Below are 24,762 nucleotides of genomic sequence, written 5' to 3'. Positions count from 1 at the left end.
GTCGTCATGCCGCGCCTGTCTGACTCGATGGAGGAGGGCACGATCCTGCGCTGGCTGGTCAGCGACGGGGACACCGTGTCGCGGGGTCAGGAGATCGTCGAGATCGAGACCGACAAGGCGACGATGGCCTACGAGGCCGATGACGACGGGGCGCTGCACATCGTCGCTGCGGAAGGATCGACGCTGGCCATCGGCGCGACGATCGCCAACATCGGTGAGGGCGCGGCCAGCCCGGCGGCTGCGGCCGCCGAGGAGGCGCCCACCGAGGCCGCCGCTCCCGCACCCGTCGCGGCCGCTGCGCCCGTCGAGGCGCCCGTGCCCGCCGGCGTCGGCGCGGCGACCAACGGCCATGCCGACGGCGAGCGCGTGAAGGCGTCGCCGGTCGCCCGCCGTCTGGCCCGCGAGTCGTCGATCGATCTGCAGCAGCTGACCGGCAGCGGCCCGGCCGGGCGCATCGTCAAGGCCGACGTGCTGTCCGCGCTGGAGTCGGGTCCGGCCGCCGCGCCGGCGCCCGTCGCCGCCGCTCCCGCGCCCGTCGCCGCCGCGCCCGAGCCGGCCCCCGCCGCCGCGCCCAGCCCGGGCGGGAACAAGGGCGACGTCGAGGTCGTCGAGCTCAATCGGACCCAGCAGGTCGTGGCCCGGCGCATGGCCGAGTCGCGCGCCACCGTGCCGTCGTATGAGGTCTCGATGGACATCGAGATGGACGGCGCCCGTGGCCTGCGCGCGCAGCTCAAGGACGCCGCCGCCGACGGCCAGCCCGTGCCGTCGTTCAACGACATGGTCATCAAGGCCTGCGCCCTGGCCCTGCGCGAGTACCCGCGGGCCAACGGCTCCTACAAGGACGGCCACTTCGAGCTGCACGCCGCCGTCAACGTCGGCATGGCCGTCGCCGGCGACGACGCGCTGGTGGTGCCCACCGTGTTCGACGCCGACACCAAGTCGCTGGGCGAGATCGCCCGCACCACCCGGGCGCTCGCCGCCGCCGTCCGCGACGGCTCCGTCCGCCCGCCCGACCTGTCGGGGGGCACGTTCACCGTGTCGAACCTCGGCATGTTCGGCGTGACCGCGTTCACCTCGGTGGTCAACGCGCCCCAGGCGGCGATCCTGTCCGTCGGCGCGATCGAGCCACGTGCGGTGGTGCGCGACGGCGAGCTCGTGGCCCGCCACATGATGACGGTGACGATGGCCAGCGACCACCGGATCCTCTACGGCGCCGACGCCGCCCAGTTCCTCGGGCGGGTCAAGGCGCTGCTGGAGAACCCGCTCGCGTTGGCGTTCTAGCGGCGTCGGCTTCGGCGTCGGCCGCGGACGGCTCGTTCAGCCATTCCTGCGCCCAGGCCTGCAGGGCGTTGAGCGACGGGCCCAGCGCCCGGCCCATCCGCGTGAGGTCGTATTCGACGCGCACGGGCGGCCCCGCGTGGACCGTGCGCTCGACGACGCCGCGCGCCTCGAGCTCCTTCATGCGCTCCGAGCAGAGCCGGTCCGACAGGCCCGGAATCGCGTTGACGAGCTCGGAGAACCGCAGCGGCCCGTCGTGGCGTAGGACTTCGATGATGGCCCCCGTCCAACGCCTGCCGATCAGCTCCACCGCCTCGTGGAGGTGCGGGCAGCAGGTGCAATCGGGGTCTTCGGCCATCACGAAGAGCCTACGCCCTCGGGATTACGCGGCCTGCAGCTGCCTGGTCATCTCGCTGGACCCGTCCACCGGGATGTTGCCGGCCACGTTGACCATCGCGGTGAACGTCTCCATCGAGACGTAGGCGATCGCCTCGAGCAGCTGCTCGTGCGTCCAGCCCGACTCGATGGCCTCCTCGTGGAGGTGCATCGGCGGGGTGCCGGGGTTCTCGACCAGCGCGCGCAGGAGCGCGAGCAGCGCCGCCTCCTTGGGCTCCTCGGAGCTGAACTCGCGGGCCCGGGCGATCTCGTCCTGCCCCAGCCCGGCGTTGCGGGCCAGGCGCGTGTGGAGCACGATCCCCGGCTGGGAGTCGTGGTGCTCGGCCACGCCGAGCGAGATGCGCTCGAGCGTCGAGAGCGTCAGCGAGCCGCGGCGCAGCTCGGAACGGAAGCGCGCGTAGCCGCGCAGGGCCGCCGGGGACTCGGCCAGGACGGCGAGGAAGTTCGGGAGCTGGCCGGCGCTGGCCAGGGCGCCGCGCAGCACCGGCAGCGACCCCTCCGGGGCGGTCAGGTCGTCGTGGACGGGGAATCGGCTCATCGCTGTCTTCATGGGGCGGCCCTTCGAGAATGAGGGAGAGGGTCCGGCGCTTCACAAGGTTCAGCACCTTACGATTCGTAAGGATACGCCCCGGCGCGGACGTGCGCAACCGCGATCACACGACGACGACAACCCGCTGCGGTGGCGGGCTTCGGATGGCTTGGTGTGGCGGCCGGTGCGGCCGCGGGATGGACGGCGGCGGTCAGGCGCCGGCGGCGCTGAGCACCGCGACGAGGATCAGCAGCAGGCCCAGGCCGAACGCCCACAGGGCGACGCGGTCGGGGCGGGCGCCGACGCGCTCGCTCGGGCGGCGGGACGGGCGGTGGCGCTGGGCGGTCGTGGCGTAGGGGCGCTCGCGCTCGGCCACCTGGCCGCGGATGACCACCGTGCGGCGGCCGTTGGCGGCGCGCTGCGGCGGCAGGTCCAGCGGGGCCGGGCCGGCGGGAGCGATCTGCATGTGCGCGACGACGTCGGGCTCGACGTCGTAGGACTGCTCGGGCTCGGACGCGACGACCCGCATGGGCCGGCGGGCCATCGCCGCGGCGTCGACCGTGGCGGGGGCGTCGTCGTCGGCGGCGAACGCGTCGCCGGCCTCGTCGTCGCGCTCCAGCGTCAGGACGGACCAGTCGGCCTCCCGCGGGCGGCCGATCGTGCTCAGGATCTCGAGATCTTCCGGCGAGGCCCAATCGGCAGCCTGACGGCGGGGGCGACGGGGCGGCGGGTCGGACCAGGAGTCCTGGGCTCGGGCAGCGTGGGGCATCGCTTCTCTCTTGACGGCTTACGGGGTTAGCTGACGGGCTCGCGCATGAGAGTTTCGCGCTACGCACATTGTGCGATTCGCCCCGGACGGCATCGGGTCCCCCGCTCATCGGCCGGCCTCATTGCCGGGGACGACTCAGCGGAACGTTGGCCATCCTAGCGATTCGGGAAATCCCTGCAACAGCGGTTTTCTTCTGGAAACCTGCACGGAAGATGTCAAGGCCCGCCCGACCCTGATCAGGCCGGACTTTGGGCGAATTTCCTCGTGAGCCCGGGCCTGCCGACCGGATGGTCAGCGCCGCGGTGGTCCGCCGTCAGACACGGCGGACCTCAGGGCACTAGTTGCCGCCGCGCTCCCAGGTGGCCTGCTCGGCGACGGTGCGCTCGGCCCAGGGCACGACCTCCAGCCTCGCGTCGGGGATCGGCTCGCCGCTGATCGTCGACGTGCCGAAGGTGCCGTCGGCCAACCGCTGCTCGGCCCGCTCGATCGCCGCCAGGCGGTCGCGCAGGTCCTCGGCCTGGCCCTCGTCGCGCTCCTTGTCGTACAGGTCGCTGGCCTGGTCGGCGACGTGCTGCTCCAGGTGCGGCTCGTCGTCGGGGCCGGCGTCGGGCGCGCTGGCCGAGGCCAGCAGGCCTTCGATGCGCGCACGCTCGGCCGCCAACAGCTCTTTCGCTCGGGCTTCGTCCATGGTCGATCTCCTCCTGGCGTTCGGGTTCCGACCGCCGCTGAGATCTCCGGGTCAGTGCCCGGCGACCGCCGCAACGTAGTCGGCCACGTCCTGCGCGTCCTCACCGCTGAGCAGGTCGGCCGGCATCTGGCCGATGCCGCGCGCGCGCCCCTTGGCGATCGCGTCGAGCACGAGTGCCTTGGGCGGACGCAGGGTGTCGAGGTCCGGGCCCACGCGACCGACCGCGTTGGAGGCCGACAGCGTGTGGCAGACGGCGCAGTTGGCCGCGAACATCTCGCGTCCGCGCACCTCGGCCGCGGTGAGGTCCACGCCGCCCTTCGCCTCGGCGTTCGACTCCGAGTTGTCGACCATGACAACCGTGGGGATGACGATCGCGCCGAGCACGACGAGGAGCGTGAGGCCAACGCCGAAGGCAAGGCGTCCAGCCCGGGAGCCGCCATCGTCCTCGCGATGCGGCTTGCGGGTCGCGGCCATCGCGACCAGCACGACGCCCGTTCCGATAACGACCCAGAAGATGACAAGTACAGCAATGGCCATGTCCGGGAATCTATCGGGCCGCGCCCCGGATCGGCTTGCTCATCGGCTCCGCCCCCGCGCAAAGCTCTGCACCGGCGGCGCCACCGCCCGGAACGCGCCGCCCGCAGAACCGCCTGCCGCCGCCAACGCCGCCTCGGCTTCCTCCCCCACCGCGACGCCGCTCTCGCGCGCCCCGTCCGCGCCTTCCTGCGGCACCGCGGAGGGCAGATCGTGCACCGAGGCCAGCCGCCCGGTGGGCACCTGCAGCGGCCGCAACCGCCGCACGACGACGTTGATCGCCCCGCCCGCCGACGCGTAGCGCTCCATCCGCCCCTCGGCGATCACCAGCGGCTCGGAGCGCACGGTCAGCCGGTCGCGCTCGTAGACCGGCGGCGGCACGATCAGGTTGACCGTCCCGAACTCGTCCTCCAGCAGCAGGAAGCACACCCCGTTGGCCGTCGCCGGCTTCTGGCGCGCCATCACCAGCCCGGCCAGCTGCACGTCGGTCCCGTGTCGCAGGTCCTCCAACGCCCGGCTGGACACGACGCCCTGGCTGGTCAGGTGCCCGCGCAGCAGCGCGAACGGATGGTGGGCGATCGCCATCCCGGTCGTGGCGTAGTCGGCGACCATCGCGTCCCAGTCCCCCAGTCCCGCCAGCTCCGGCGCCGCCGGCAGGTCCAGCGACAGCGCCAGCTGCGTCCCGTGATCGCCGACCGGCGTCGACGGCGCGGCCACGCCCAGCTGCCACAGCGCGGTCCGCCGGGCCACCGACGCGCCGCCCTGGCCGACCACCAGCCGGTCGCACGCGCCCGACCAGGCCAGTTGCTCCAGCGCCGGCCGTCCCGCGCCCGCCCGCGCCGCCAGGTCCTCGATCGTCCGGTAGGGCCCGCCCCGCTCGCGCTCGGCCACCAGCGCCGCGACCTCGCCGCCGCGCACGCCGTGGATGTAGCCCAGCCCGACCCGCACCGCCCCTTCCGGTGTGACCGAGCACTCGACCGCGCTGGCGTTGACGTCGGGCGCCTGGATCTCGATGCCCCGCCGCTGCGCCTCGTGCACCAGCGCGTCGGGCGGGTAGAAGCCCATCGGCTGCTCATCCAGCAGCGCGCACAGGAACTCCGGGCCGAAGTGCACCCGCAGCCAGGTCGACTGGTAGGCCAGCAGCCCGAACGCCGCCCCGTGCGCCTTGGGGAACCCGAAGCCCGAGAACCCGACGACCATCTGCCAGACCCGCTCGGCCAGCGCCTCGTCGACGTCGGCGTGCAGCGCCATCGACCCGCTCACGAACCCCGCGTGGTGAGCCTCGATCGCCGCCGACGAGCGCTTGCGGCTCATCGCCCGCCGCAGGCTCTCGGCCTGCCCGGCGGTGAAGCCCGCGAACGCCTGCGCCACCTCGAGCACCTGGTCCTGGAAGATGATCGTGCCCAGCGTGTCCTCCAGCGCCTCCCGCAGCGACGGGTGGTCGAAGGGGATCTCGTAGTCGGGATCGACGCGCAGCCGCTGCTTGCGCTCGATGTACGGGTTGACCGCGCCGCCGACGATCGGGCCCGGTCGCACGATCGCCACCTGGATGGTCAGGTCGTCCAGGTTCTCCGGCCGCGTGCGGCGCAGCGACCCCATCTGCGCCCGGCTCTCGATCTGGAAGACCCCGGTCGTCTCCGCGTTCTGGATCGCCTCGTAGGTGGGAGCGTCGTCGAAGGGGATGCGCGACAGGTCGATCGTCTCGTTGCGCCGCCGCGCGACCAACTCGACCGTCCGCTCGACCGCCGACAGCATCCCCAGCCCCAGCAGGTCGATCTTCAGGAAGCCGGCGTCCGCGCAGGAGTCCTTGTCCCACTGCACCATCTGCCGGCCCTCCATCGCCGCGGGCAGCACCGGGCAGCAGTCGATCAGCGGCCGCGTCGAGACGATCATCCCGCCCGAGTGCTGGGACAGATGGCGCGGCAGCCCGGCCGCCTCGCCCGACAGCTCGGCCAGCCAGCGCCACCGGCCTTCGCGCTCGCGTCCCTCCCCCAGCGCCACGGCGATGTCCTTCTCGACCCCGTGCGCGCCCCACCCCTCCGAGCCGCGCGCGACGCGCTCCAGCTCGCCCGGCGGCAGCCCCAGCGCCTTGCCGATCTCGCGGATCGCCCCGCGCGCCTTGAACGTCGGGAACGCCGCCACCAGCGCCGACTGCTCGCGCCCGTAGCGCTCGTGCACCCGCGGGATCAGCACCTCGCGCACGTCGCGCGGGAAGTCCAGGTCGATGTCGGGCAGCGCGGACAGGTCCTCGTTGAGGAAGCGCCCCAGCGCCAGCGCGTTCTCCAACGGGTCCACGTGCGACAGCCCGGTGAGGTAGCAGACGATCGACGAGACGCTCGACCCGCGCCCACGCCCGGGCGGCAGCAGCGACCGCGCCGCCGCACCCCCGCGCACCTCGGCCGCGACGTCGCGCGCGAGCTCCAGCAGCTCGTGATGCAGCAGGAAGAAGCCCGACAGGTTGAGCTTGCGGATCACCCGCAGCTCCTCGTCGATGCGCGCCTCAGCCTGCCCGCGCAGCGGATGGCCGTGCGGATAGCGCTCCTCGCGCCGGTCCAGGCACAGCTCGGCCAGACGCTGGTCGGCGTCCTGGTCGTCGGCGTAGGGGTACTGGTAGCCGAGGTCCGCGGTCAGGTCGAAGGTCAGCGACTCGGCCAGGCGCACCGTCTCGGCCACCGCGTCGGGGTGGTCCTCGAAGCGGGACACCATCGCCGCCGGCGGCGCCAGCACGTGCGCATGGTTGCCCCGCCGCAACGGCTCGGAGGCGTCCAGCGTCGTGTGCTCGCGGATGGCCACGAACGCGTCCTGCAGCTGCGCGCGGGCGCGCGAGTGCGCGTGGACGTTGCCGGTGGCCACGCAGGGCACGCCCAGCCGCCGGGCCAGCGACGCCATGCCCCGGTTGAGCGCGCGGTCATGGCGCGCGAACGGCCGCTGCAGCTCCACGCGGAAGGACTCCGGCCCGAACGCGTCGAGCAGCTCGCGCATCGTCGGCTCGTCGCGCACGCCCCGCGCGGCGCAGCCGCTCAGGCACACCAGCCCCTCGGCGTGCGCGACGACCTGCTCCATCGTCACCGAGGGATCCCGCGCAAAGCCCGCCTTGCCCGCCACGCGCGTGTCGGCGTGCGCGTGCGTGAGCAGGCGGCAGAGGCTGCGCCAGCCGGACGCGTCGCGCACCAGCAGCGTCAGGTGCCGCGGCGGCGCGCCCGCCTTGCGCCCCACCGCATCGGTGACGTCGACCTCGGCGCCGAACAGCGGCCGCAGCCCGGTGCCCTTGGCCGCCTGGGCGAACTCCATCGCCCCCGACAGCGTGTTGTGGTCGGTCAGCGCGAGCGTGTCGTGGCCCAGCTCCAGCGCCGCCGGGACGATCTCGTCGGGCATCGAGGCCCCGTCGAGGAACGAGTAGGCGGAGTGCAGATGGAGCTCGACGTAGGAGGACAAGGCGAACACATGTTCGCATGCCTCCAGGACGGTGTCACACGCGCCGGTAGCGGCTGATGATCTCCTGGTCCTTGCGCGGACCGCGCACCAGCCAGCGCACCAGCAGCTCGTCCTCGTCCACCACGCGGTACGTGCCCGTGTACTCGTCCTCCCCACACGGATGGAACGCCTCGAACCGCTGCTCGCCGAGGTCGATCGGGTGGAACAGGCGCCCGTCCTCGAAGCGCACCTCCCACCCACCGCCGACCGGCACGATGAGCAGCCGCCGGCGCGCCTCGCCGTCATAGCGCTGCCACTGCAGCCGCCCACGCTCGTCCCACACCAGCTTGTTGCGCTTGCGCACGAACTCGGCCACGCCGCCGAACGTGCCCCGCGCGTCGCCCTCGTACAGGTTGCGCTCGATCGTCCAGCGACCTTCGAGGAAGTCGACCAGATCCTCCATGCCGACACCGTAGGCACTCACACCGCCACCAGACAATCGTCGCGGGTCCGCCACAGGCCGTCGGGACCGCGCACCCGTGCATCGAGCAGCTCTTGCTCCTGCACCGTCTTGCTCACTCCACCGCCGAACTTCACGCCGACGGCGATGTGACCCCCGAGGCCATTGTCCGCGGTCTGCAGCCCGTAGGTGCGCACCTCCGTCACGCCGGCCGCTTCGACTCGTTCGCGCAGCGCATCCGTGTCGCGGCCCAGATGTGTCGCGCTGATCAGCGCGAGCAGCGAGCCCTTGGTCACGCGCCAACTCTCCGGATCGGTCAGGTCCAGGCGCTGCTCGACGACGTAACTGCGACCTCTCTGGCTCCCACCGGTCACATCGTCGGCGACGCCTTGGACGACGTCCGGAAGGCTGTAGGCGGCCTCGAGTTGCCCGGTACGCACGATCGACAGCTCGAGCGGCTTCCAGTCCGTATCGAAGCGGATCGCGATGCGTTCGTCGCCGGCGGCACGACCGGTGCCGGTGACCGACGATCCGCCGCGCAGCAGCAATCCCGCCGACGCGGATCGATCCAGGAGGATCGTCTGTGAGCCGTCGCGCGAGTCCTGCGCCATCGCGCCGACGAGGCTCGCGTCGATGCCCGCCGCCGCCTTCAGCGACTGCAGCGACGCCTGGGCGTCGATGTCCACCCGCTCGCCGATGCGGAACACATGCTCGACGCGTTCCCCGCCCGCCGGGTCGTCACCATCGGACAGCGCCGACATGCCCGCCTGTGCCGACGCCACGTCGGGGAACCGCCATGTGTCGCCGCCGCCGACCTGGCCGAGGGCAGCCAGTCGCGCGGCGGCCGAGGCCGACAGCGAGACACCTTTGACCTTGAACGTCCCGTCGGCGCCGACGCCAACCTCCACACCGGCACTCCAATCGCCCAGGTGCGTCACGAGGACCGTGCCATCGGACTGGCGTTCGTAGAGCATCAGCTGGTCGTGGCCGACCCGCAGGATCCCGAAGTTCATGTGGGCGTCGTCATGGGTCGACGTGGACTGCACCGGGCACGGTCGCCGATCCAGATCGCACACCCCGCCGCCGACGATGCACAGCGCCCGATGGAACTGGCGGACGAACGCGCCGGCGATCCCGTCGCCCGGCAGGGCGAGCAGCACGACGGTCGCCATCACCGCGGCGATGAGCAACACCGCCCCGACCCACTCCACCGACGCCTGACCGCGTTTGTCCATGACCGTCAGCGTGCTGAGGCAGATGTCACGGCGCCACACCAGTCAGCGCGGAAACACGCACGAAACTGTTACGAAACACACACATCGGCAGGCACCGAGCCGCCCGCTCTGCCACCCTTGCCGATGTCATGAGTCACGAGAGCGATGCGTTCGTCTTCTTCGGCGCCACCGGAGACCTCGCCCACAAGAAGATCTTTCCCTCGCTGCACGCGCTGGTCCGGCGCGGGGTGCTGCACGTCCCGGTGATCGGCGTCGCCAAGGCGGGCTGGACGCTGGACGACCTCAAGCAGCGCGCGCACGACTCGATCGCCGAGCACGACGAGGCCTTCCAGAAGCTGCTCGGCCTGCTCAAGTACGTCGACGGCGACTACGCCGACCCGGAGACGTTCGCGGAGCTGCGCCGGCAGCTGGGTGACGCCAAGGCGCCGCTGCACTACCTGGCGATCCCCCCGTCGCTGTTCGCCACCGTCGTCGAGGCGCTGAACACCAGCGGCGCGGCCGACAACGCGCGCGTGGTCATCGAGAAGCCGTTCGGCCACGACCTCGCATCGGCCGAGGAGCTCAACCGCGTGCTGCACACGGTCTTCCCCGAGGGCTGCATCTTCCGCATCGACCACTACCTGGGCAAGGAGCCGGTCGAGAACCTCATCTACACGCGCTTTGCCAACACCTTCATCGAGCCGCTGCTGCGGCGCGAGTACGTCGACCACGTGCAGATCACGATGGCCGAGAACTTCGGCGTCCAGGGGCGCGGCGCGTTCTACGAGGAAGCGGGCACGATCCGTGACGTCGTCCAGAACCACCTCCTGCAGGTGCTGGCGATCATCGGGATGGACCCGCCGTCCGAGCACAGCAACGAGGCGATCCGCGACGAGAAGGTCCGCTTCATGCGCTCGCTGCGCCCGCTGAAGCCCGCCGACGTCGTGCGCGGCCAGTTCGTCGGCTACCGCGACGAGGCCGGCGTGGCCGAGCACTCGACGGTCGAGACGTTCGTCGCGGTGCGCCTGCGCGCCGACTCCTGGCGCTGGGCCGGCGTGCCGTTCCTGATCCGCGCGGGCAAGGAGATGCCGGTCTCGGCCACCGAGGTCACCGTCCAGCTGACCGCCCCGCCGCAGCAGGTGTTCGACGCGGGCACGCCCAACCGCCTGCGCTTCCAGATCAACCCCGACCTGATCATCTCCCTCGACGTGCGCGCGAAGATGCCCGGCGAGACGATGCGCGGCCAGGACGTCTCCCTCGACCTCGACGAGCGCCCGCACGACGAGATGGAGCCCTACGAGCGCCTGCTGGGCGACGCGATGAAGGGCGACCAGGCGCTGTTCGCCCGCCAGGACACCGTCGAGGCCGCCTGGCGCGTCGTCGACGGCATCCTCGACAACGCCACCCCGATCCACTTCTACGAGCCGGGCACGTGGGGTCCCGAGGAGGCCAACCACCTCCTGCCGCGTGGCCGGTCCTGGCTGCCCCCACGAGTTGGAGAGAACGCATCGTGACCCTCACCCCCGTCAACGAGACGCCCGAGTGGAAGGCGCTCGAGGCCCACTACGAGCAGATGCGCGACGTCCACCTGCGTGACCTGTTCGCGCAGGACGACGACCGCGGCACCACGTTCGTGGCCGAGGGCGCGGGGATCTACCTGGACTACTCCAAGAACCGCGTGACCGAGGAGACGCTCGAGCTGCTGCTGGCGCTCGCGCAGGCCCGCGGGCTGGAGGCGCGCCGCGACGCGATGTTCGCCGGCGAGCACATCAACGTCACCGAGGACCGCGCCGTCCTGCACACCGCGCTGCGCCTGCCCCGCGACGCGACGCTCGTGGTCGACGGCGTCGATGTCGTCCAGGAGGTCCACGGGGTCCTCGACCGCATGGCCACGTTCGCCAACGCGGTGCGCTCCGGCGACTGGGTCGGCCATACCGGCAAGCGCATCCGCCACGTGATCAACATCGGCATCGGAGGCTCGGACCTCGGGCCGCACATGGCCTACGACGCGCTGCGCGACTACAGCGACCGCGCGATCAGCTTCGGGTTCGTCTCCAACGTCGACGGCACCGACTTCGCCGAGAACGTGCACGGGCTCGATCCCGCCGAGACGCTGTTCATCGTCTCCTCCAAGACCTTCGTGACGCTGGAGACGCTGGCCAACGCGCACTCCGCGCGCGAGTGGCTGGTCGACGGGCTGGGCGACGACTCGGCCGTGGCCAAGCACTTCGTGGCCGTGTCCACGAACGCCGAGGAGGTGGCCAAGTTCGGCATCGACACGGCGAACATGTTCGAGTTCTGGGACTGGGTCGGCGGGCGGTACTCCTACCCGTCCGCGATCGGCCTGTCGCTGATGGTCGCCGTCGGACCCGAGGCGTTCGGCGAGATGCTGGCCGGCTTCCACGCGATGGACGAGCACTTCCGCGAGACGCCGCTGGAGCGCAACCTGCCCGTGCTGCTCGGGCTGATCGGCCTGTGGTACGACGACTTCTTCGGTGCCCAGACGGTCGCGGTGCTGCCCTACGACCAGTACCTGGATCGGTTCAGCGCCTACCTGCAGCAGCTCGACATGGAGTCCGACGGCAAGCACGTCGACCTGGACGGCAAGCAGGTCCAGGTGCAGACCGGGCCGATCGTCTGGGGCCAGCCGGGCACCAACGGCCAGCACGCCTTCTACCAGCTGCTGCACCAGGGGACGAAGCTGATTCCCGCCGACTTCATCGGGTTCCTGCACACGCTGAACCACATCGGCGACCACCACGATCTGCTGACCGCCAACCTGTTCGCCCAGACCGAGGCGCTGGCCTTCGGGACCGACGCGCCCGAGCCCTATCGGGTGACGAAGGGCAACCAGCCGACGAACATGATCCTGGCCGACAAGCTGACGCCCGGATCGCTCGGCGCGCTCGTCGCCCTGTACGAGCACAAGGTGTTCACCCAGGGCACGATCTGGGGGATCAACTCGTTCGACCAATGGGGCGTCGAGCTGGGCAAGAAGCTGGCCCAGAAGATCATCCCCGAGCTGCAGTCCGAGGCGCCGCCGGAGCTCGCGCACGACAGTTCGACCGGCGCGCTGATCCGCAAGTACCGCGAAGCCCAGGGCCGCGCGGTCTAGCGCTGAATCACGGCACGAGCACCGCGGACGCGCGCAGCAGCACGCTGACCCAGGTGCGATAGGGCCGCCACGAGTCGGCCAGCGCGACGAAGGCATCGTCGTCGCGCTCGAGCTCGGGGCGGTCGTAGGCCACGGCCGCCGCCTTGCGCATGCGCGGCTCGCCGGGCGCCAGCGCGTCGGTCGGCCCGACGGCGCGCAGCTCGATCAGCGACGCCCAGAACGGGCCGATGCCGGGCAGCTGCTGCAGGCGCTCGATCGCTTCGTCGGGATCCAGGTCGATCAGCGCGTCGCGATCGAGGTCGCCTTCCAGCGCGGCCCGAGCGATCGCGTGCAGGCGCTGCACCTTCTGCGCCGACAGGCCGTCGATCGCCTCGCGGGCCAGGATCTGCTCGGGCGCGGGCCACACGTCCAGCGCGACGCCGTCGACCTCGAGCTGCTCGCTCATCGCGGAGCGCAGCTTCATGGCCTGGCGCTGCTGGACGCGCGAGGAGATGATCGCCCAGCTGGCCGCCTCGTAGGGCGAGTGGAAGATCACCGGGCGCAGGTAGTCGGCCCGCTGCTGCAGCCCGCCGACGACCGGGTCGCGCTGGCCCAGCTCCGCGTAGCCGGTGCCGTCGTGGTCGAGCGAGAGCACGCGCGTCAACTGCGCCTCGACCCGGGCGATCTCCGGCGCGCCCCGGGTGGCGACGATCTCGGCGTGCACGTCGCCGGCATCGTCCTGGCGGACCAGCAGACCGGCGTACCCGCTCCAGTCGTCGACCAGGAAGGCAACGCGCAGCGCGTCGCTGTCGATGTTCGTTCCGGTGGTGCCCTCCCAGCCGCCGAAGAAGCGCTCGGTCGCGGTCAGCGAGAAGGGCCCGCGCGGGGTGATCGTGAAGCGGGTCATCCGCGCTGGCGGTACCAACCGCCGCCCTGCAGCTCGCGGAACACGACGAGGTCGCGCCCGTCGTCGGTGACGATCTCCCAGTAGCGCCGGCGCAGCGGCCGGTCCGTCCACCAGCGATCCTCGACCAGCCACGACTCGCGCACGCCGTCGACCGGCCGCCCGTCGACCGCCAGCGGGCGCCCGCGCTCGTCGGCCTCGACGCGCAACCGGCGCGGCTCGCCCAGGCGGCGCGGGCCGCCGGTACGCGCCGGGGGGACGATCGCCTTCGGTGCGTCGGCCCGTCCGCGCGCCGGGCGACCCCGCGACGGCGCGCTCGGCACCGGCTTGGCCGCCGCCCGCGCCAGCCGCCCGACGCGACCGGTCGGAGGATCGTCGTGCGGGGTCAGGCCCGGCGGGGCCACGTCGTGGGTGGGCCGCAGCGGGATCGGCTGCGCGGGCGTCTCGGACCACAGCAGGTCACCGCCGCGCTCCTCATCGGCGAAGGCTTCGCGGGCGTCAAAGAGGGTGCCGCCGTCGCTCATGCTTCGAAGGGGGTCAGGACCGCGCGGCGCTCGGGGATCCGCGAGTCGGGATCGACGGCGAGCACGCGCAGCGCGGCCTCGGGTCCGGCGGCGGCCCGCGTCTGGCGGACCGCTTCCCGCAGGCGTCCCGCGCGCGCCTCGGCCGAGTCGGCCAGCAGCGGACGCTGATCGCCCCCGGGCGGTCCGAAGCGCTCGACGCTCAGGCGCAGCGACTCGGCCGGCGCGGGCAGCAACGCCAGCCGCCGCCCCACGGCCAGGCGCATGCGCAAGGGATCAACCAGCGCCTCGCGGAACACGACGCGCTCGCGCCACGTCCCGCCTTCGACCAGCCGCGCGGCCAGGGCGACCGCGCGCAGCGTGCGCCCGCGCCGTTCGCGTCGGGCCAGCACCCGATCGACGAGCAGGTGCAGCGCCCGCTCCAGCTGGGCGCCGGACCCGGCCTCCGGCAGCTCGAGCGACTCCTCCAGCGTCTCCCCCGCGATCCGCGGGCGCAGCGGCACCTCGTCGCGCCCGCGCACCAGCGCGTGAGCGGCCAGACCGGCCGGGCCGAAGCGGTCGGCCAGGTGGCCGCGGCTCAACCGCGCCACCTCGCCCAGCGTCGTCAGCCCGAAGCGCTCCAGCGGCTCGGGCAGGTCCGCGGTCAGCGGGCGCAGGCCCAGCAGCCCGACCGGCTCGCCCGACAGCCACAGCGCGGCATCGGCCCCGACCACCTCTGGTCGGCGGGTACGCGCGCGATGCGCGGCGGCCAGCGCGGTGAAGCGCGAGGGGCCGGCGCCCAGCCGCACTGGTCGTCCCAGCGCGCGGCGCGTGGCCTCCAGCGTCGCGTCGAAGGTCCCGCCGTGCAGCCGCCGCAGCCCGCTGGCGTCGAAGCAGGCCAGGCCCGCGCGCTCGGACTCGACCGCGGCGCCGACCGACTCCAGCCGGCCGATCACCCGCTCCCACGCGTCGGCGACGCCCATCGGATCGGGCGGGATCAGCGCCAGCTGCGGGCAGCGAGCCAGGGCCTCCCCCAGCCGCATCCCGTCGCGCACGCCGAACGCCTCGGCGGCCAGCGAGACCTCGCCGATCTGCTGCTGGCGGCCCGGCTCGGGCGCCAGCGCGGCGGGTTCACGCAGCAGCGTCGCGCGATCGCCCGCGGCCACCGCCAGGGCGAAGCGCGGGAGATGGACGCAGACCACGTTCATACGAACAGATGTTCGCACCGATCCTCCTTCGGCGCAAGCCCCAAAAAGTGACGGCCGGGCCGCCCCCGGGGCGGCCCAGCCGTCGTGCACTCTCGTTCCCGGATTACCCCACTGGCAGGGTGGGCTATCGTCGATTCCCGCGATGTTCACGTTCCCCAATCCCGTCAACGAGAAGGCCGCGCGCGTCGTCGCCGGCGGGGTCGTGCTGCTGGCCGTCGTCGCGATCGCCACCCAATGGCGGTGGCTGCTGATCGTGCTGGCCATCGGCTTCGCGCTGCGGGTGATGGCCGGACCGCGGTTCTCGCCGCTCGGTCTGCTGGCCACGAAGGTGATCGCGCCGCGCCTGGGCGCGCCCAAGCTGGTGGCCGGTCCGCCCAAGCGCTTCGCCCAGGCGATGGGGCTGGCGTTCTCGCTGGCCGCCGTCCTGCTGGCCTACGTGCTGGACGCGGCGACCGCCGCGTGGATCGTCACCGGCCTGCTCGTCCTCGCGGCGTTCCTGGAGTCGGCGCTGGCCATCTGCCTGGGCTGCCAGGTGTTCGCCCTGCTGATGCGCGCGGGCGTGATCCCACGCAGCGTCTGCGAGGAGTGCGCGGACATCTGGTCGCGGCCGGGTATGTCGCGCCCCGTCTGAGTCGACACACCGCGTGTCGCGCGCGCGACAGACGCGCGGCCCGCGCTCGACGACGCTCCAGAGGTCGCATCCACCGACCGTCAGGAGTGCACCGTCATGCCACTGCTCAAGCTCCGCACCGCCGCCGCCCTCGTCGCCACCACCCTCAGCCTGGGCACCGCGGCGACGCTCGCCACCGACGCCAACGCGCAGCGGATCAGCACCCATCCGACGGGCAACGGGAACCTCGACGCGTACTGCGCCGCGGCCGCCGACCTGATCAACCAGGCCTTCGCCGAGGGCGATCGCCAGGACGCCGCCGGGCGCTTCGACGAGGGCCAGCTGTGGTGGGACACCGCGATCGAGATGCTGGCCAGCGCGAAGGCCAACGGCTGCAACTTCAGCGCCGCTCGCGTGGTCCACGTGCGGGGCGTCAAGGCCCGCCCGGGCCAGGTCGCCGCGGCCAGCGCGCGCGGCTGACATCGACCCCGGAACTAGAGAAGCCCCGCCGAAGCGGGGCTTCTCGACAGCAGGCCGATAAGCCGGATTCTGTCGTGGGCAACCATCCATCTGAGCGACCGACCTGGACCTTGGCGGGCAGCCTGCGAACGGTCCTGCTTGGTCTTGCATCGGGCGGGGTTTGCCTGGCCGCCGCGTCACCGCGACGCCGGTGCGCTCTTACCGCACCTTTTCACCCTTGCCGGCTCGGGACGCAGCTGCAGCCCCGAACGTAGGCGGTGTATTTCTGTGGCACTTTCCCGCGGGTTTCCCCGGGTCGCCTGCGCGACCACCCTGCCCTGTGATGTCCGGACTTTCCTCGAAGGCCTTGCACCTCCGCGGTTGCCTAGCCTGCGCCGTCCAATCTAGCGACGCGTCGACGCGGGCGGCAAGCCCCGCAAGGCGCGGTGCGCGTCGACGAACGGCGGTGTGGCCTCGGCGTCGCGGAACGCCTCGATGCTGATCACGACGTCCTCGTCGACGGTGAAGACGAGTACGCCGTAGAGCAGCTCGCCGGCGTCGGTGCGCTTGCGCATGATCAGCGCGGGCTGGCCGTTGGCGCGCGTGGGCTCCAGATCGATCGAGGCCAGCGTGCCGTCGGCGATGCGGGCCCGATAGAACGCCGCGATGTCGACCGCGCCGATCACGTCGGGGCCCGGGGGCATGACCATCTCGGCCTCCTGGCACATGAGGGCGACGAGCGCGTCGACGTCGTCGCGCTGCCAGGCGTCGATGTAGCGGTTGAGCAGCGCCCGCTCGGTCGGCCCCGCCCCGCTCGGTGTCGGCGCGGGACGCCGGGCGTCGATGGTGGCGCGGGCGCGCTGGAGCGCGCTGTTGACGGCGACCGTGCTCATCTCCAGCGTCTGAGCGACCTCGGGGGCGGTCCACCCGAGCACGTCGCGCAGGATCAGCACGGCGCGCTGGCGACCGGGCAGCTGCTGGATGGCCGCCAGCAGCGCGAGCTCCATGCCCTCGCGCTGGGCGTAGCGGGCGGCGGGGTCGTAGATCGGCTCGGCGGCCTGGTCGGCCAGCGCGTCGGGATAGGGCTGCAGCGCGGCGGGCGGCTGGCGCTTGCGGCGGCGCAGCTCGTCCAGGCAGGCGTTCGTGGCGATCCGGTACAGCCAGGTGCGCACCGCCGCGCGCCCGTCGAAGCGGCCGGCGTGGCGCCAGGCGCGCAGGAACGTGTCGTTGACGATCTCCTCGGCGTCGTGGACCGAGCCGAGCATCCGGTAGCAGTGGATCTCCAGCGCGCGGCGGTGGGGTTCGACGAGCGTGCGGAAGGCGGGCTCGCTGCCGGCGGCGGCTTCGGTCAGGAGGGCGGCCTCGGTGGGCGCGCTGGTGGCGGTCTGAGGCATGTCGCTCTGTGTAGACGTCGGCGCGCGCCGAATGTCATCGGTCGTCGGGGCCGAGGCGCCGCAGGCAGGCGCGGGTGGCCAGGCGATGCAGCCACACGCGCGTGGACGAGCAGGCTTCGAGATCGGGCCGGTCGGCGGCCGTGATGGTCTCGCGGGCGTGGTCGAGGGTGTCGCGCGCGAGGTGCACGCCCTGCAACGGGCAGCCGACCATCAGCGTGCAGAAGCGGACCAGATCGGGCCGGTGCGGCGCGACCAGCTGCTCGAACGCGCAGGGGTCACCGGACCGCGCCGCCTCGCGCAGGCGTTGGTCGATGGGGACTGGTGCGGACATCGATGTCGAGTTCTCAGACGGCGCGGGCGGCGAAAACTCACCGGTGAGGTCGCGCGGGGGTGGTCGTCAGAGCAGGCGATGACCACGCAGCACACAGCGGAAGGACGCCTGAGATGAATGCGCGCAGAACGACGGCCTGGGTGGTCGTCCTGACCGGGATCGGCTCGTTGATGGCGGCGCTCGACACGCTCGTCGTCGCCTCGGCCCTGAGCACGATCCGCCTCGACCTGGGTGCGTCGGTCGAGCAACTGGAGTGGACGGTGAACGCCTACAACCTCGCGTTCGCCGTGCTGATGCTGCCGGCGGCGGCGTTGGGCGACCGGCTCGGTCGGCGGCGGATGTTCGCCGCGGGCCTGACGCTGTTCGCGGTGGCCTCGGCGGCGTGTGCGTTGGCGCCCGACGTTGGATGGTTGGTGGCCGCGCGAGCCGTGCAGGGCGCGGGCGCGGCGTTGCTGATGCCGCTGGGGCTCGCCTTGTTGAGCGCCGCGTTCCCACCCGAGCGGCGCGGTGCGGCGATCGGCATCTTCAGCGCGATCACCGGGCTGGCGGTGGCCAGCGGGCCGCTGATCGGCGGCGCGATCGTCGAGGGATTGGCCTGGCAGTGGGTGTTCTGGCTCAACGTGCCGATCGGCCTGATCGCGGCGCCGCTGGCGCTGCGCCGGATGCGCGAGAGCTACGGCTCGGACACCGCGCTGGACCTGCCCGGGCTGTGCCTGGTGACCGCGGGCGCGTTCGGCGTCGTGTGGGGTCTGGTGCGTTCGTCGCAGGCTGGTTGGGGCAGCGTCGAGGTCGTCGCTGCGCTGGTGCTGGGCGTCGCGTTCCTGGCTGGGTTCGTCGTGTGGGAGCAGCGGGCGCCGCAGCCGATGATGCCGCTGCGGCTGTTCCGCTCGCGCGGATTCTCGGCCGGCAACGTGGCGATGTTCCTGATCTTCGGCTCGCTGTTCACCGGCGTGTTCTTCTACGCGCAGCTGCTGCAGACGGTCATGGGCTACGACGCGCTGGCGACCGGCCTGCGCCTGATCCCGTGGACGATCACCTTCCTGACCGTGGCGCCGGTGGCGGGCACGCTGGCCGACCGGATCGGCGAGCGACCGCTGATCGTCGGCGGGCTGTTGCTGCAGGCCGGCGCGACGTTGTGGATCGCCTTGGCTGCCGAGCCCGGTATGAGCTACGGCTCGATCGTCGTGCCGCTGATCCTCGCGGGCGTCGGCGTGTCGATGGCGATCCCGGCCGCGCAGAACGCGGTCGTCGGCGCGGTCAGCGTGTCGGATCTCGGCAAGGCCGCCGGTGTGGGCAGCGTGGCCCGCGAGTTCGGCGGCGTCTTCGGCATCGCGGTGGCGGTCGCGGTGTTCGCCGGCGCCGGCAGCTACGCGTCGCCGCTGGCCTTCACCGACGGCTTCGGCCCGGCGATCGCGGTGGCCGCTGGGCTGGCGTTGCTCGGCGCCCTGGCCGGCGCGGTCCTGCCCAGCCGCCGGCGCACGGTCGTCGGCGCCATCCCTGTCGTTCCCATCCCCACCACCGAAGGAGTCCAGCAATGAGGACCGTGATGGTTCGCTATCGGGTGCAGCCCGACCACGCCGACGAGAACGAGGCCCGCGTCCGCGCGGTGTACGAGGAGCTGTCGGCGGTCGCGCCGACCGGCTTCGGGTACGCGACGATGCGCCTTGACGACGGCGTCAGCTTCGTCCACCTTGCCTTTACCGAAGGCGAGGAGCCCGCGCCACTGCTGGAACTGGCGGCCTTCAAGGCGTTCACCGCGGCGCTGAAGGAGCGGTGCGACGTCCCACCCGAGACGACCAAGGTGGAGCTGATCGGCAACTACCGGCTGTTCGAACCCGGCGCCGTGCGCGCCGAGCCGGCGATCTCCGCCTAGGACAGCTCGGTGCCGCAGCTGGTGCAGCGGCCACCCACCGGCACATGACCGGCGGAGAAGCGGGCCTCCATCGGGGCCTCGCACATCAGGCACGTGGCGGCGCGGCCGACCAGCAGCGCCTCCCACGTTCCGGTCAGCACCTCGTCGAGCGTCGGCTCCCCGCCGACGCTCGGCGCGCTGCGGTCTTCGTCATCCCGGTCGTAGCCCAGGATCGACGGCCGCTCGATGCCGTCCAACAGCGACAGCATCGTCATGTGATCACCCGCAGAAGTCCCACGACCTTCCCGACGATCTGCACCTCGCGCGTGCGGATGGGCTCCATCCGGTCGTTCTCGGGCTGCAAGCGGATGTGGTCGCTCTCGCGGAAGAACCGCTTGACCGTCGCCTCCTCGCCCACGAGCGCAACGACGATCTCCCCGTCGCGTGCGGTGTCCTGCGGCTGCACGACGACCATGTCGCCATCGAGCATCCCGGCGTTGACCATCGAGTCCCCGCGCACGTGGAGCACGAACTCGCCATGGTCACCGCCCGCCTCGGCGGGCACGGTGATCGTGTCCTCGATGTTCTCCTCCGCGAGGATCGGCTGACCGGCGGCGACCGAGCCCACGAGCGGCAGCCGCCCGTCCGAGCTGACGAAGTTGCGCACGCTGTCGACCGCGCGGTCCAGCAGCTCGATCGCCCGCGGCTTGGACGGGTCCCGCCGCAGCAGCCCGACCTTCTCGAGGTTGGCCAGATGGGCATGCACCGTCGACGACGACGCCAGCCCAACCGCCTTGCCGATATCGCGCACCGTCGGCGGGTAGCCGTGCTTGGCGGAGTACGACTTGATGAAGTCGAAGATCTCCTGCTGGCGCTTGGTGAGGTCCATGGTCTCGCTCCTCACGGCGTTGGGTGGTCAAGGGGGAACATGTGTTCGCACACTGTAGAGACGCGCCTGGACGGAAGCAATATCGCTACCATCGCTGCCGCCCTCGAGCGCCGGTGGCGGAATTGGTAGACGCGCAAGGTTGAGGGCCTTGTGAGCGAATAGCTCGTGGAGGTTCAAGTCCTCTCCGGCGCATACGCGAAAACCCCGTGAATACGGGGTTTTCGTCGTTCAGGAGGCCGTTTTGCTCTACAATGTCTGCGCTCTGGGTCAACCGCCGGGGCAACCGAGATCGCGGATCCGGAGCACGAAAATGGCCATCAAGCAGCCCCCCAGGAAGCGCCAGACGACGTCATTCGCCGGCGCCTCAAGCGGCGCCACCGACGTCCCGGGCGTCTACTGGTACACGCTCAAGAGCGGCGACATCCGCTTCCGCTGCATGTGGGTCTCCAGCAACGGCGTCAAGGAATGGAAGAAAGGCCTGGCCTCCAAGGACGAGGCCAAGGAGTACCGCACCCGGCGTATGGCCGAGGCTCTGCGCGGCGAACGGGTCCACAGCGCGGAGACCTTCGCGGTGGCCTATCCGACCTGGCTGGCTAACAAGCGATCGATCACCCAGGGCACCCGAGACGGCTATGAGGACCACTTCTTCAAGCGGCTGGAGCCCGTGTTCGGCGCGCTGACGCTGCGCAAGCTGGACTACGACACGATCGACAACGCCGTCACGTTGTGGCTGGACGACGACGCCGACCTGTCGGCCAAGACTGTCAACAACGCCATCGGCGCCCTGTCGTCATTCCTGACCGACATGGTGCGCGCCGGCAAGGTCTCCCAGAACTACGCCCGGCTGGTCGAGCGCGTGTCCGAGGACCAGATCGAACGCGACTGGCTGCGCGAGAGCAAAGGCGAGATCGACCGCTACCTGGACGCGTGCGCCCCCCACTACGTCGACCTGGCCGACTTCCTCATCGGGACCGGCGTGCGGATCTCCGAGGCACTCGCGGTCAAGCTGCCCGACCTGGACTACCTCGACGACTGCGTCGTGCACATCATGCGCACTCGCCGCGACAAGGCCGAGGAGCGCAAGGCGGCCGGGCGCCGCAGCCGCCGCTCGCAGCGCTCCGACCTGGAAGGCGACACCTACTCGCAAGCTCTACACCAACTGCCTGTCGCCGCGGCCGAGAGCCTCCTAGCCGACGCCCTCGCGGCCGCACGAGCAGCGGCGGCCGGCATCTAGCGCGCTGCGCGACCAGTTCCGAAACTGGGTTCAACAAAGGTAGCCCTGAGTCTCAGAAGGCCGGGCCACTTCCGGTGCCGGCACCGCACTCGATCAATGCAGCAGTTGATAGGGAACTAGTGTGGTACTAGTATCCGCACTAGATTCCTAGTCGGGAGATTAGTCTCGTGTTCGACGTGACGACTCGCGGAGTACAAGACGCCGACCTCGGCGGAGTGATCGCGGCGCTAGCCGGCCAGGGCTACCGAGAGCCCGAAATCGTTCATCGACCAGACGGGACCACTGAGCACATGGCCGTGCGAGGGCAACCGCCGGAGAGCGTAGGCCTGCCCTCCGACTGGACACTTGTCGGCGAGCGAACCGACGCTCGGTTTCGATGGCCGGACTATGAAGAGAGCTACGACCCATATCGCATCTATGAGTCGTCGGTGACCGGACTCGGCCCTGTTCGCATCGGCCTTGGCTTCACCGAACGAGAAAACAAGTGGGGAAAGGATCGCCGCTACGTCGTCGCGTTCCTCTCCGCGGGGCGCCCAGGTACACCCCTCGTAGAATTCTTGGAGACAGACGACTATGCCGAAACCAACGAGTTGCTGGCCGTGATTCGTGGCTTGGACGGCAGCCGTCGAATGTTTGGCCCGAGCGATTCCCTTCCAGCCATCTACAAAGAGGGATTCCGGACCGAGATGTACGGCCAGCGAGTCCGCGCCCCTGGAGTGTGGAACAAGGTGGTCGTTATCGCCCGAGAAGACGACACATCAACCATGCTTAACCACGCGTTCTGGCAGGCCCAGCGCAGAGGAGACCTCAGGGGGTACCAAGCATGAAGCGTATTCTTCGAGAGATCGACAATCGCGGTGGCGCCGTCCACCGCGACGTCTGGATCCAACTGTTGGTCGACTCGGGCGCTTCGCCTCCTGCAGGAAACTGGACCTTCGGTCGTCGGGTCCCCTTCATGCGGCGGACCCACGCAATGTACGAACTAACGCCGACCGGCCGTGCTTGGGCCGCGAGCTAGGTTCGGCCGCGACTGCACGGCTGCAACGAAGTGAGCGTCAGCCGCGCCACGTTGACTTCTGCGGACGGACCGGATCCGCAAGCCGTTATCTGGCGAACCAAACTCAGATCGACGCTCCCACACGTTGACCATGAAGCGCAGGTCGATCACTGCCTCCGACGCGGTTTGGTCGGCATCGGATGGCGGATGGACGAACTCGGCCCCTCCACGACGGTCGATGAGGCGGCGCAGGCAGCCCGCGCGAGGCCCGAGCCGGGCTGGGGCGATGGCGCCGCGCAGAACATCGAACGTCTTGGCTCCCAGGCCGTAGTCGGCGATTTCGTCTGGACCCGCGATACCCACGGCCGGTACCTCCTCGGTCAGATCATCGGCCCTTACCGATACGACGGCAGCGAAGCGGCGAAGGCGGTTGACGTCCACCAAGTACGCGATGTCGTGTGGGCGCCGCGCCCGCTGAACGACCTCGAAGTACCTGGCTCAGTGATCCGCGCGTTTACCGGGACGGGGATGAGCTTCAGTCGCATCCGAGACCCCGGCAGCCGCCAGATGTCTGCATTTCTATGGGCCCGCCTCCGCGGAAATCCTCTACCGCCGTTGCAGCTGACCCCGCTTGACGTACTGACCAGCCACCTCGACCCCTATGACGTCGAGGATCTCGTATATGTCTGGCTACAAGTCGCGCGCAACTTCGTGGCGTTGCCGCGCGCACGTCAACGCGATACGCCTGCATACGAGTGGTCGATGATTCATCGCCAGAGCAGGAGGCGCGCGATCGTGCAGATCAAGACAGGCCAAGTACCTGTCGACCTCGGCGACCTGCACAGCGCAAAGACCGACGATCGAACAGACACCTTTGCGTATGCCACATGCGGCCAATACGAGGGCAGTCCGAGGCCCACCGAGATCATCTGCAACTCCCACTTGCTTGACCTGGTACGTGAGTTCCCAGACCTACTGCCCCTGCGGACCCGCATGTGGTTTGAGCTCACCGACTTAGGGCGGCAGATCTCATAGAGGAATCCGTCGGCTGAAGCTACCCAAGACGCCTGGCCCTTCGACCCCTGCCAGAAAGCTTGCGCGGCTCGACCCCATTCGGTGGGAATCGACGAACGCCTCGTTGAGACCGTCTGGCGCACCGGCTTGTCCGCTGCCCAACGACCAAGCAGAAATGACGCCGCGCCTGCCCAGCCTCCAGCGCCTCGCCCTGTCCGAACGAGTATTCTTCACCGCGTAAGGTCAGCCGTATCACTGGACGGAACCGGTGTGGTGAGGCGTGAGCCAGCCTGATCTGACATATGCCGCGAGCCTGACTCTTCTCTTGACCGTGGAGAGCCTGATGTTTGCGGCCCTGAGCGTTGCGATCAGCCTGAGTTCGAATACGGTGGTTCCGGTTCGACTTCTTCCCGAAGCACGACGGCTGTCCGTGCAAGCAGCTGCGGTACTAACGGTCGTTGCGCTGGGAGCAGGCGCTGCGTGGGCTGAGGTGTTTCTTCGAAGCAGCACCCACGGCATCCCGCGCCTTCTCATCGCGATCGCGATTGCGGCGGGGATCGCAGCGCAGCCCGCGTTCGCTTGGCGTCTAGCAATGAGCCTGAGGAGTTAGGTCGTGCTCAACGGCCGGCCAGCATCCATTGACCGTCACATGCCGCCGCACCTGATCGTCATGTCCGACGAGCTACGTCTCCACGAGTTCATGTCCGCGATCGGCCCTGAGGCTGCCAAGTTCATGAGCCACATCGATCTCATTTACCTCGCGTCCGAAGAACTTGACCCGCGACCATTGAATGCGCAGGTCGCAGAGATGTTGTGTGCGTCGCTGTATCGGGCTCCGATATTTCGGAGGTTCGTGATCGACCAGGGCGGCATCGCCGAGACCCGAAAGGAAGAGACGTTTCGAGAAGTCGCTGCCGCGACTGCCGGAACAGTCCTTTGTCAATACTTGGAGCGGAAAGCCGCGGGAGAAGGCAGTGTCACGACGACCCGATAG

26 protein-coding genes, 1 tRNA gene, 1 other RNA gene and 1 riboswitch are annotated in these 24,762 nt (G+C 70.7%); of the genes, 12 read left to right on the top strand and 16 right to left on the bottom strand.

The window, feature by feature from the left end:
* Positions 1-6 precede the first annotated feature (6 nt).
* Positions 7-1,281, top strand: a complete 1,275-nt coding sequence (locus ACZ5UI_RS02110) for a dihydrolipoamide acetyltransferase family protein (RefSeq protein WP_464193735.1) — start codon at positions 7-9, stop codon at positions 1,279-1,281.
* Here the strand turns inward: ACZ5UI_RS02110 and ACZ5UI_RS02105 are convergent.
* The 8 genes from ACZ5UI_RS02105 to ACZ5UI_RS02070 all read right to left on the bottom strand — a co-directional run bounded on the left by ACZ5UI_RS02105 (position 1,241) and on the right by ACZ5UI_RS02070 (position 9,342).
* A complete protein-coding gene (locus tag ACZ5UI_RS02105; protein ID WP_464193733.1) occupies positions 1,241-1,636 on the bottom strand; it encodes a winged helix-turn-helix transcriptional regulator in 396 nt (131 codons plus the stop codon). The two genes, ACZ5UI_RS02110 and ACZ5UI_RS02105, sit on opposite strands and share 41 nt — an antisense overlap.
* Before the next feature lie 24 nt (positions 1,637-1,660).
* Complete coding sequence (locus tag ACZ5UI_RS02100) at positions 1,661-2,212, bottom strand: carboxymuconolactone decarboxylase family protein (RefSeq protein ID WP_464193731.1); 552 nt, start codon at positions 2,210-2,212, stop codon at positions 1,661-1,663.
* Positions 2,213-2,414: 202 nt separating this feature from the next.
* Positions 2,415-2,972, bottom strand: coding sequence for a hypothetical protein (locus ACZ5UI_RS02095; RefSeq protein ID WP_464193729.1), 558 nt, complete (start codon positions 2,970-2,972; stop codon positions 2,415-2,417).
* Positions 2,973-3,123, bottom strand: a riboswitch (cyclic di-AMP (ydaO/yuaA leader).
* Positions 3,124-3,309: 186 nt separating this feature from the next.
* Positions 3,310-3,660 carry a TraR/DksA family transcriptional regulator gene (locus ACZ5UI_RS02090; protein WP_464193727.1) on the bottom strand — a complete coding sequence of 117 codons (351 nt, stop codon included), beginning with the start codon at positions 3,658-3,660 and terminating at the stop codon, positions 3,310-3,312.
* Between the two features lie 51 nt (positions 3,661-3,711).
* Positions 3,712-4,197 carry a c-type cytochrome gene (locus ACZ5UI_RS02085; protein WP_464193725.1) on the bottom strand — a complete coding sequence of 162 codons (486 nt, stop codon included), beginning with the start codon at positions 4,195-4,197 and terminating at the stop codon, positions 3,712-3,714.
* Positions 4,198-4,236: 39 nt separating this feature from the next.
* A complete protein-coding gene (locus tag ACZ5UI_RS02080; protein ID WP_464193723.1) occupies positions 4,237-7,638 on the bottom strand; it encodes a DNA polymerase III subunit alpha in 3,402 nt (1,133 codons plus the stop codon).
* Between the two features lie 25 nt (positions 7,639-7,663).
* Positions 7,664-8,071, bottom strand: coding sequence for a DUF6314 family protein (locus ACZ5UI_RS02075; protein WP_464193721.1), 408 nt, complete (start codon positions 8,069-8,071; stop codon positions 7,664-7,666).
* Between the two features lie 17 nt (positions 8,072-8,088).
* Positions 8,089-9,342, bottom strand: coding sequence for a hypothetical protein (locus ACZ5UI_RS02070; RefSeq protein WP_464193719.1), 1,254 nt, complete (start codon positions 9,340-9,342; stop codon positions 8,089-8,091).
* Positions 9,343-9,431: 89 nt separating this feature from the next.
* On the opposite strand from ACZ5UI_RS02070, the gene zwf reads away from it, so the two are divergent.
* Both zwf and pgi read left to right on the top strand, forming a co-directional pair.
* Positions 9,432-10,796 (top strand): glucose-6-phosphate dehydrogenase, encoded by a 1,365-nt coding sequence (gene zwf / locus ACZ5UI_RS02065; protein WP_464193717.1) that lies wholly within the window; start codon positions 9,432-9,434, stop codon positions 10,794-10,796.
* 59 nt (positions 10,797-10,855) lie between these two features.
* Positions 10,856-12,397, top strand: a complete 1,542-nt coding sequence (gene pgi / locus ACZ5UI_RS02060) for a glucose-6-phosphate isomerase (RefSeq protein WP_464197739.1) — start codon at positions 10,856-10,858, stop codon at positions 12,395-12,397.
* Between the two features lie 7 nt (positions 12,398-12,404).
* On the opposite strand, the gene ACZ5UI_RS02055 is transcribed toward pgi, so the two are convergent.
* From ACZ5UI_RS02055 to ACZ5UI_RS02045, 3 genes are read right to left on the bottom strand one after another with little or no spacing between them, the layout of a single operon-like run.
* The gene (locus ACZ5UI_RS02055) at positions 12,405-13,283 is read right to left on the bottom strand and encodes a DNA-3-methyladenine glycosylase family protein (RefSeq protein WP_464193715.1); all 879 of its coding nucleotides are present in this window, start codon (positions 13,281-13,283) and stop codon (positions 12,405-12,407) included.
* Positions 13,280-13,804, bottom strand: a complete 525-nt coding sequence (locus tag ACZ5UI_RS02050) for a hypothetical protein (protein WP_464193713.1) — start codon at positions 13,802-13,804, stop codon at positions 13,280-13,282. The genes ACZ5UI_RS02055 and ACZ5UI_RS02050 overlap by 4 nt, the downstream gene beginning before the upstream one ends.
* The gene (locus tag ACZ5UI_RS02045) at positions 13,801-14,988 is read right to left on the bottom strand and encodes a Y-family DNA polymerase (protein WP_464193711.1); all 1,188 of its coding nucleotides are present in this window, start codon (positions 14,986-14,988) and stop codon (positions 13,801-13,803) included. Before ACZ5UI_RS02045 ends, ACZ5UI_RS02050 begins: the two co-directional genes overlap by 4 nt.
* Before the next feature lie 142 nt (positions 14,989-15,130).
* On the opposite strand from ACZ5UI_RS02045, the gene ACZ5UI_RS02040 reads away from it, so the two are divergent.
* Together ACZ5UI_RS02040 and ACZ5UI_RS02035 are read left to right on the top strand one after the other, a co-directional pair.
* Positions 15,131-15,619, top strand: coding sequence for a DUF4395 domain-containing protein (locus ACZ5UI_RS02040; RefSeq protein ID WP_464193709.1), 489 nt, complete (start codon positions 15,131-15,133; stop codon positions 15,617-15,619).
* Between the two features lie 96 nt (positions 15,620-15,715).
* Positions 15,716-16,078: a hypothetical protein gene (locus ACZ5UI_RS02035; RefSeq protein ID WP_464193707.1), complete on the top strand. Its 363-nt coding sequence runs from the start codon at positions 15,716-15,718 to the stop codon at positions 16,076-16,078.
* 41 nt (positions 16,079-16,119) lie between these two features.
* On the opposite strand, the gene rnpB is transcribed toward ACZ5UI_RS02035, so the two are convergent.
* From rnpB to ACZ5UI_RS02020, 3 genes are all read right to left on the bottom strand, one after another.
* Positions 16,120-16,454: RNase P RNA component class A (gene rnpB, locus ACZ5UI_RS02030), an RNA gene on the bottom strand.
* A gap of 7 nt (positions 16,455-16,461) precedes the next feature.
* The gene (locus tag ACZ5UI_RS02025) at positions 16,462-17,451 is read right to left on the bottom strand and encodes a sigma-70 family RNA polymerase sigma factor (RefSeq protein ID WP_464193705.1); all 990 of its coding nucleotides are present in this window, start codon (positions 17,449-17,451) and stop codon (positions 16,462-16,464) included.
* 34 nt (positions 17,452-17,485) lie between these two features.
* Entirely contained in the window at positions 17,486-17,782 is a 297-nt protein-coding gene (locus tag ACZ5UI_RS02020; RefSeq protein WP_464193703.1) for a hypothetical protein, read from the bottom strand.
* Between the two features lie 113 nt (positions 17,783-17,895).
* On the opposite strand from ACZ5UI_RS02020, the gene ACZ5UI_RS02015 reads away from it, so the two are divergent.
* Positions 17,896-19,320 (top strand): DHA2 family efflux MFS transporter permease subunit, encoded by a 1,425-nt coding sequence (locus ACZ5UI_RS02015; RefSeq protein ID WP_464193701.1) that lies wholly within the window; start codon positions 17,896-17,898, stop codon positions 19,318-19,320.
* A gap of 23 nt (positions 19,321-19,343) precedes the next feature.
* On the top strand, positions 19,344-19,655 hold the full coding sequence (locus ACZ5UI_RS02010) for a hypothetical protein (protein ID WP_464193699.1): 312 nt from the start codon (positions 19,344-19,346) through the stop codon (positions 19,653-19,655).
* Here the strand turns inward: ACZ5UI_RS02010 and ACZ5UI_RS02005 are convergent.
* Both ACZ5UI_RS02005 and lexA read right to left on the bottom strand, forming a co-directional pair.
* Positions 19,652-19,909 carry a hypothetical protein gene (locus ACZ5UI_RS02005; protein ID WP_464193697.1) on the bottom strand — a complete coding sequence of 86 codons (258 nt, stop codon included), beginning with the start codon at positions 19,907-19,909 and terminating at the stop codon, positions 19,652-19,654. The genes ACZ5UI_RS02010 and ACZ5UI_RS02005 overlap by 4 nt on opposite strands.
* The gene (lexA, locus tag ACZ5UI_RS02000; protein ID WP_464193695.1) at positions 19,906-20,523 is read right to left on the bottom strand and encodes a transcriptional repressor LexA; all 618 of its coding nucleotides are present in this window, start codon (positions 20,521-20,523) and stop codon (positions 19,906-19,908) included. Before lexA ends, ACZ5UI_RS02005 begins: the two co-directional genes overlap by 4 nt.
* A gap of 107 nt (positions 20,524-20,630) precedes the next feature.
* On the opposite strand from lexA, the gene ACZ5UI_RS01995 reads away from it, so the two are divergent.
* The 5 genes from ACZ5UI_RS01995 to ACZ5UI_RS01975 all read left to right on the top strand — a co-directional run bounded on the left by ACZ5UI_RS01995 (position 20,631) and on the right by ACZ5UI_RS01975 (position 24,762).
* Positions 20,631-20,715: transfer RNA gene (locus tag ACZ5UI_RS01995), tRNA-Leu, on the top strand.
* A 49-nt stretch (positions 20,716-20,764) separates the two neighbouring features.
* Positions 20,765-21,757 carry a tyrosine-type recombinase/integrase gene (locus tag ACZ5UI_RS01990; protein WP_464193693.1) on the top strand — a complete coding sequence of 331 codons (993 nt, stop codon included), beginning with the start codon at positions 20,765-20,767 and terminating at the stop codon, positions 21,755-21,757.
* Between the two features lie 167 nt (positions 21,758-21,924).
* A complete protein-coding gene (locus ACZ5UI_RS01985; protein WP_464193691.1) occupies positions 21,925-22,584 on the top strand; it encodes a hypothetical protein in 660 nt (219 codons plus the stop codon).
* A gap of 377 nt (positions 22,585-22,961) precedes the next feature.
* Positions 22,962-23,789 (top strand): hypothetical protein, encoded by an 828-nt coding sequence (locus ACZ5UI_RS01980; RefSeq protein ID WP_464193689.1) that lies wholly within the window; start codon positions 22,962-22,964, stop codon positions 23,787-23,789.
* Positions 23,790-24,417: 628 nt separating this feature from the next.
* Positions 24,418-24,762 carry a hypothetical protein gene (locus ACZ5UI_RS01975; protein WP_464193687.1) on the top strand — a complete coding sequence of 115 codons (345 nt, stop codon included), beginning with the start codon at positions 24,418-24,420 and terminating at the stop codon, positions 24,760-24,762.

The sequence above is a fragment of the Conexibacter sp. JCM 18997 genome, from assembly GCF_055391915.1.
The sequence above is the reverse complement of the archived record's forward strand: the minus strand, read 5'-3'. Positions and strand labels throughout refer to the sequence as shown.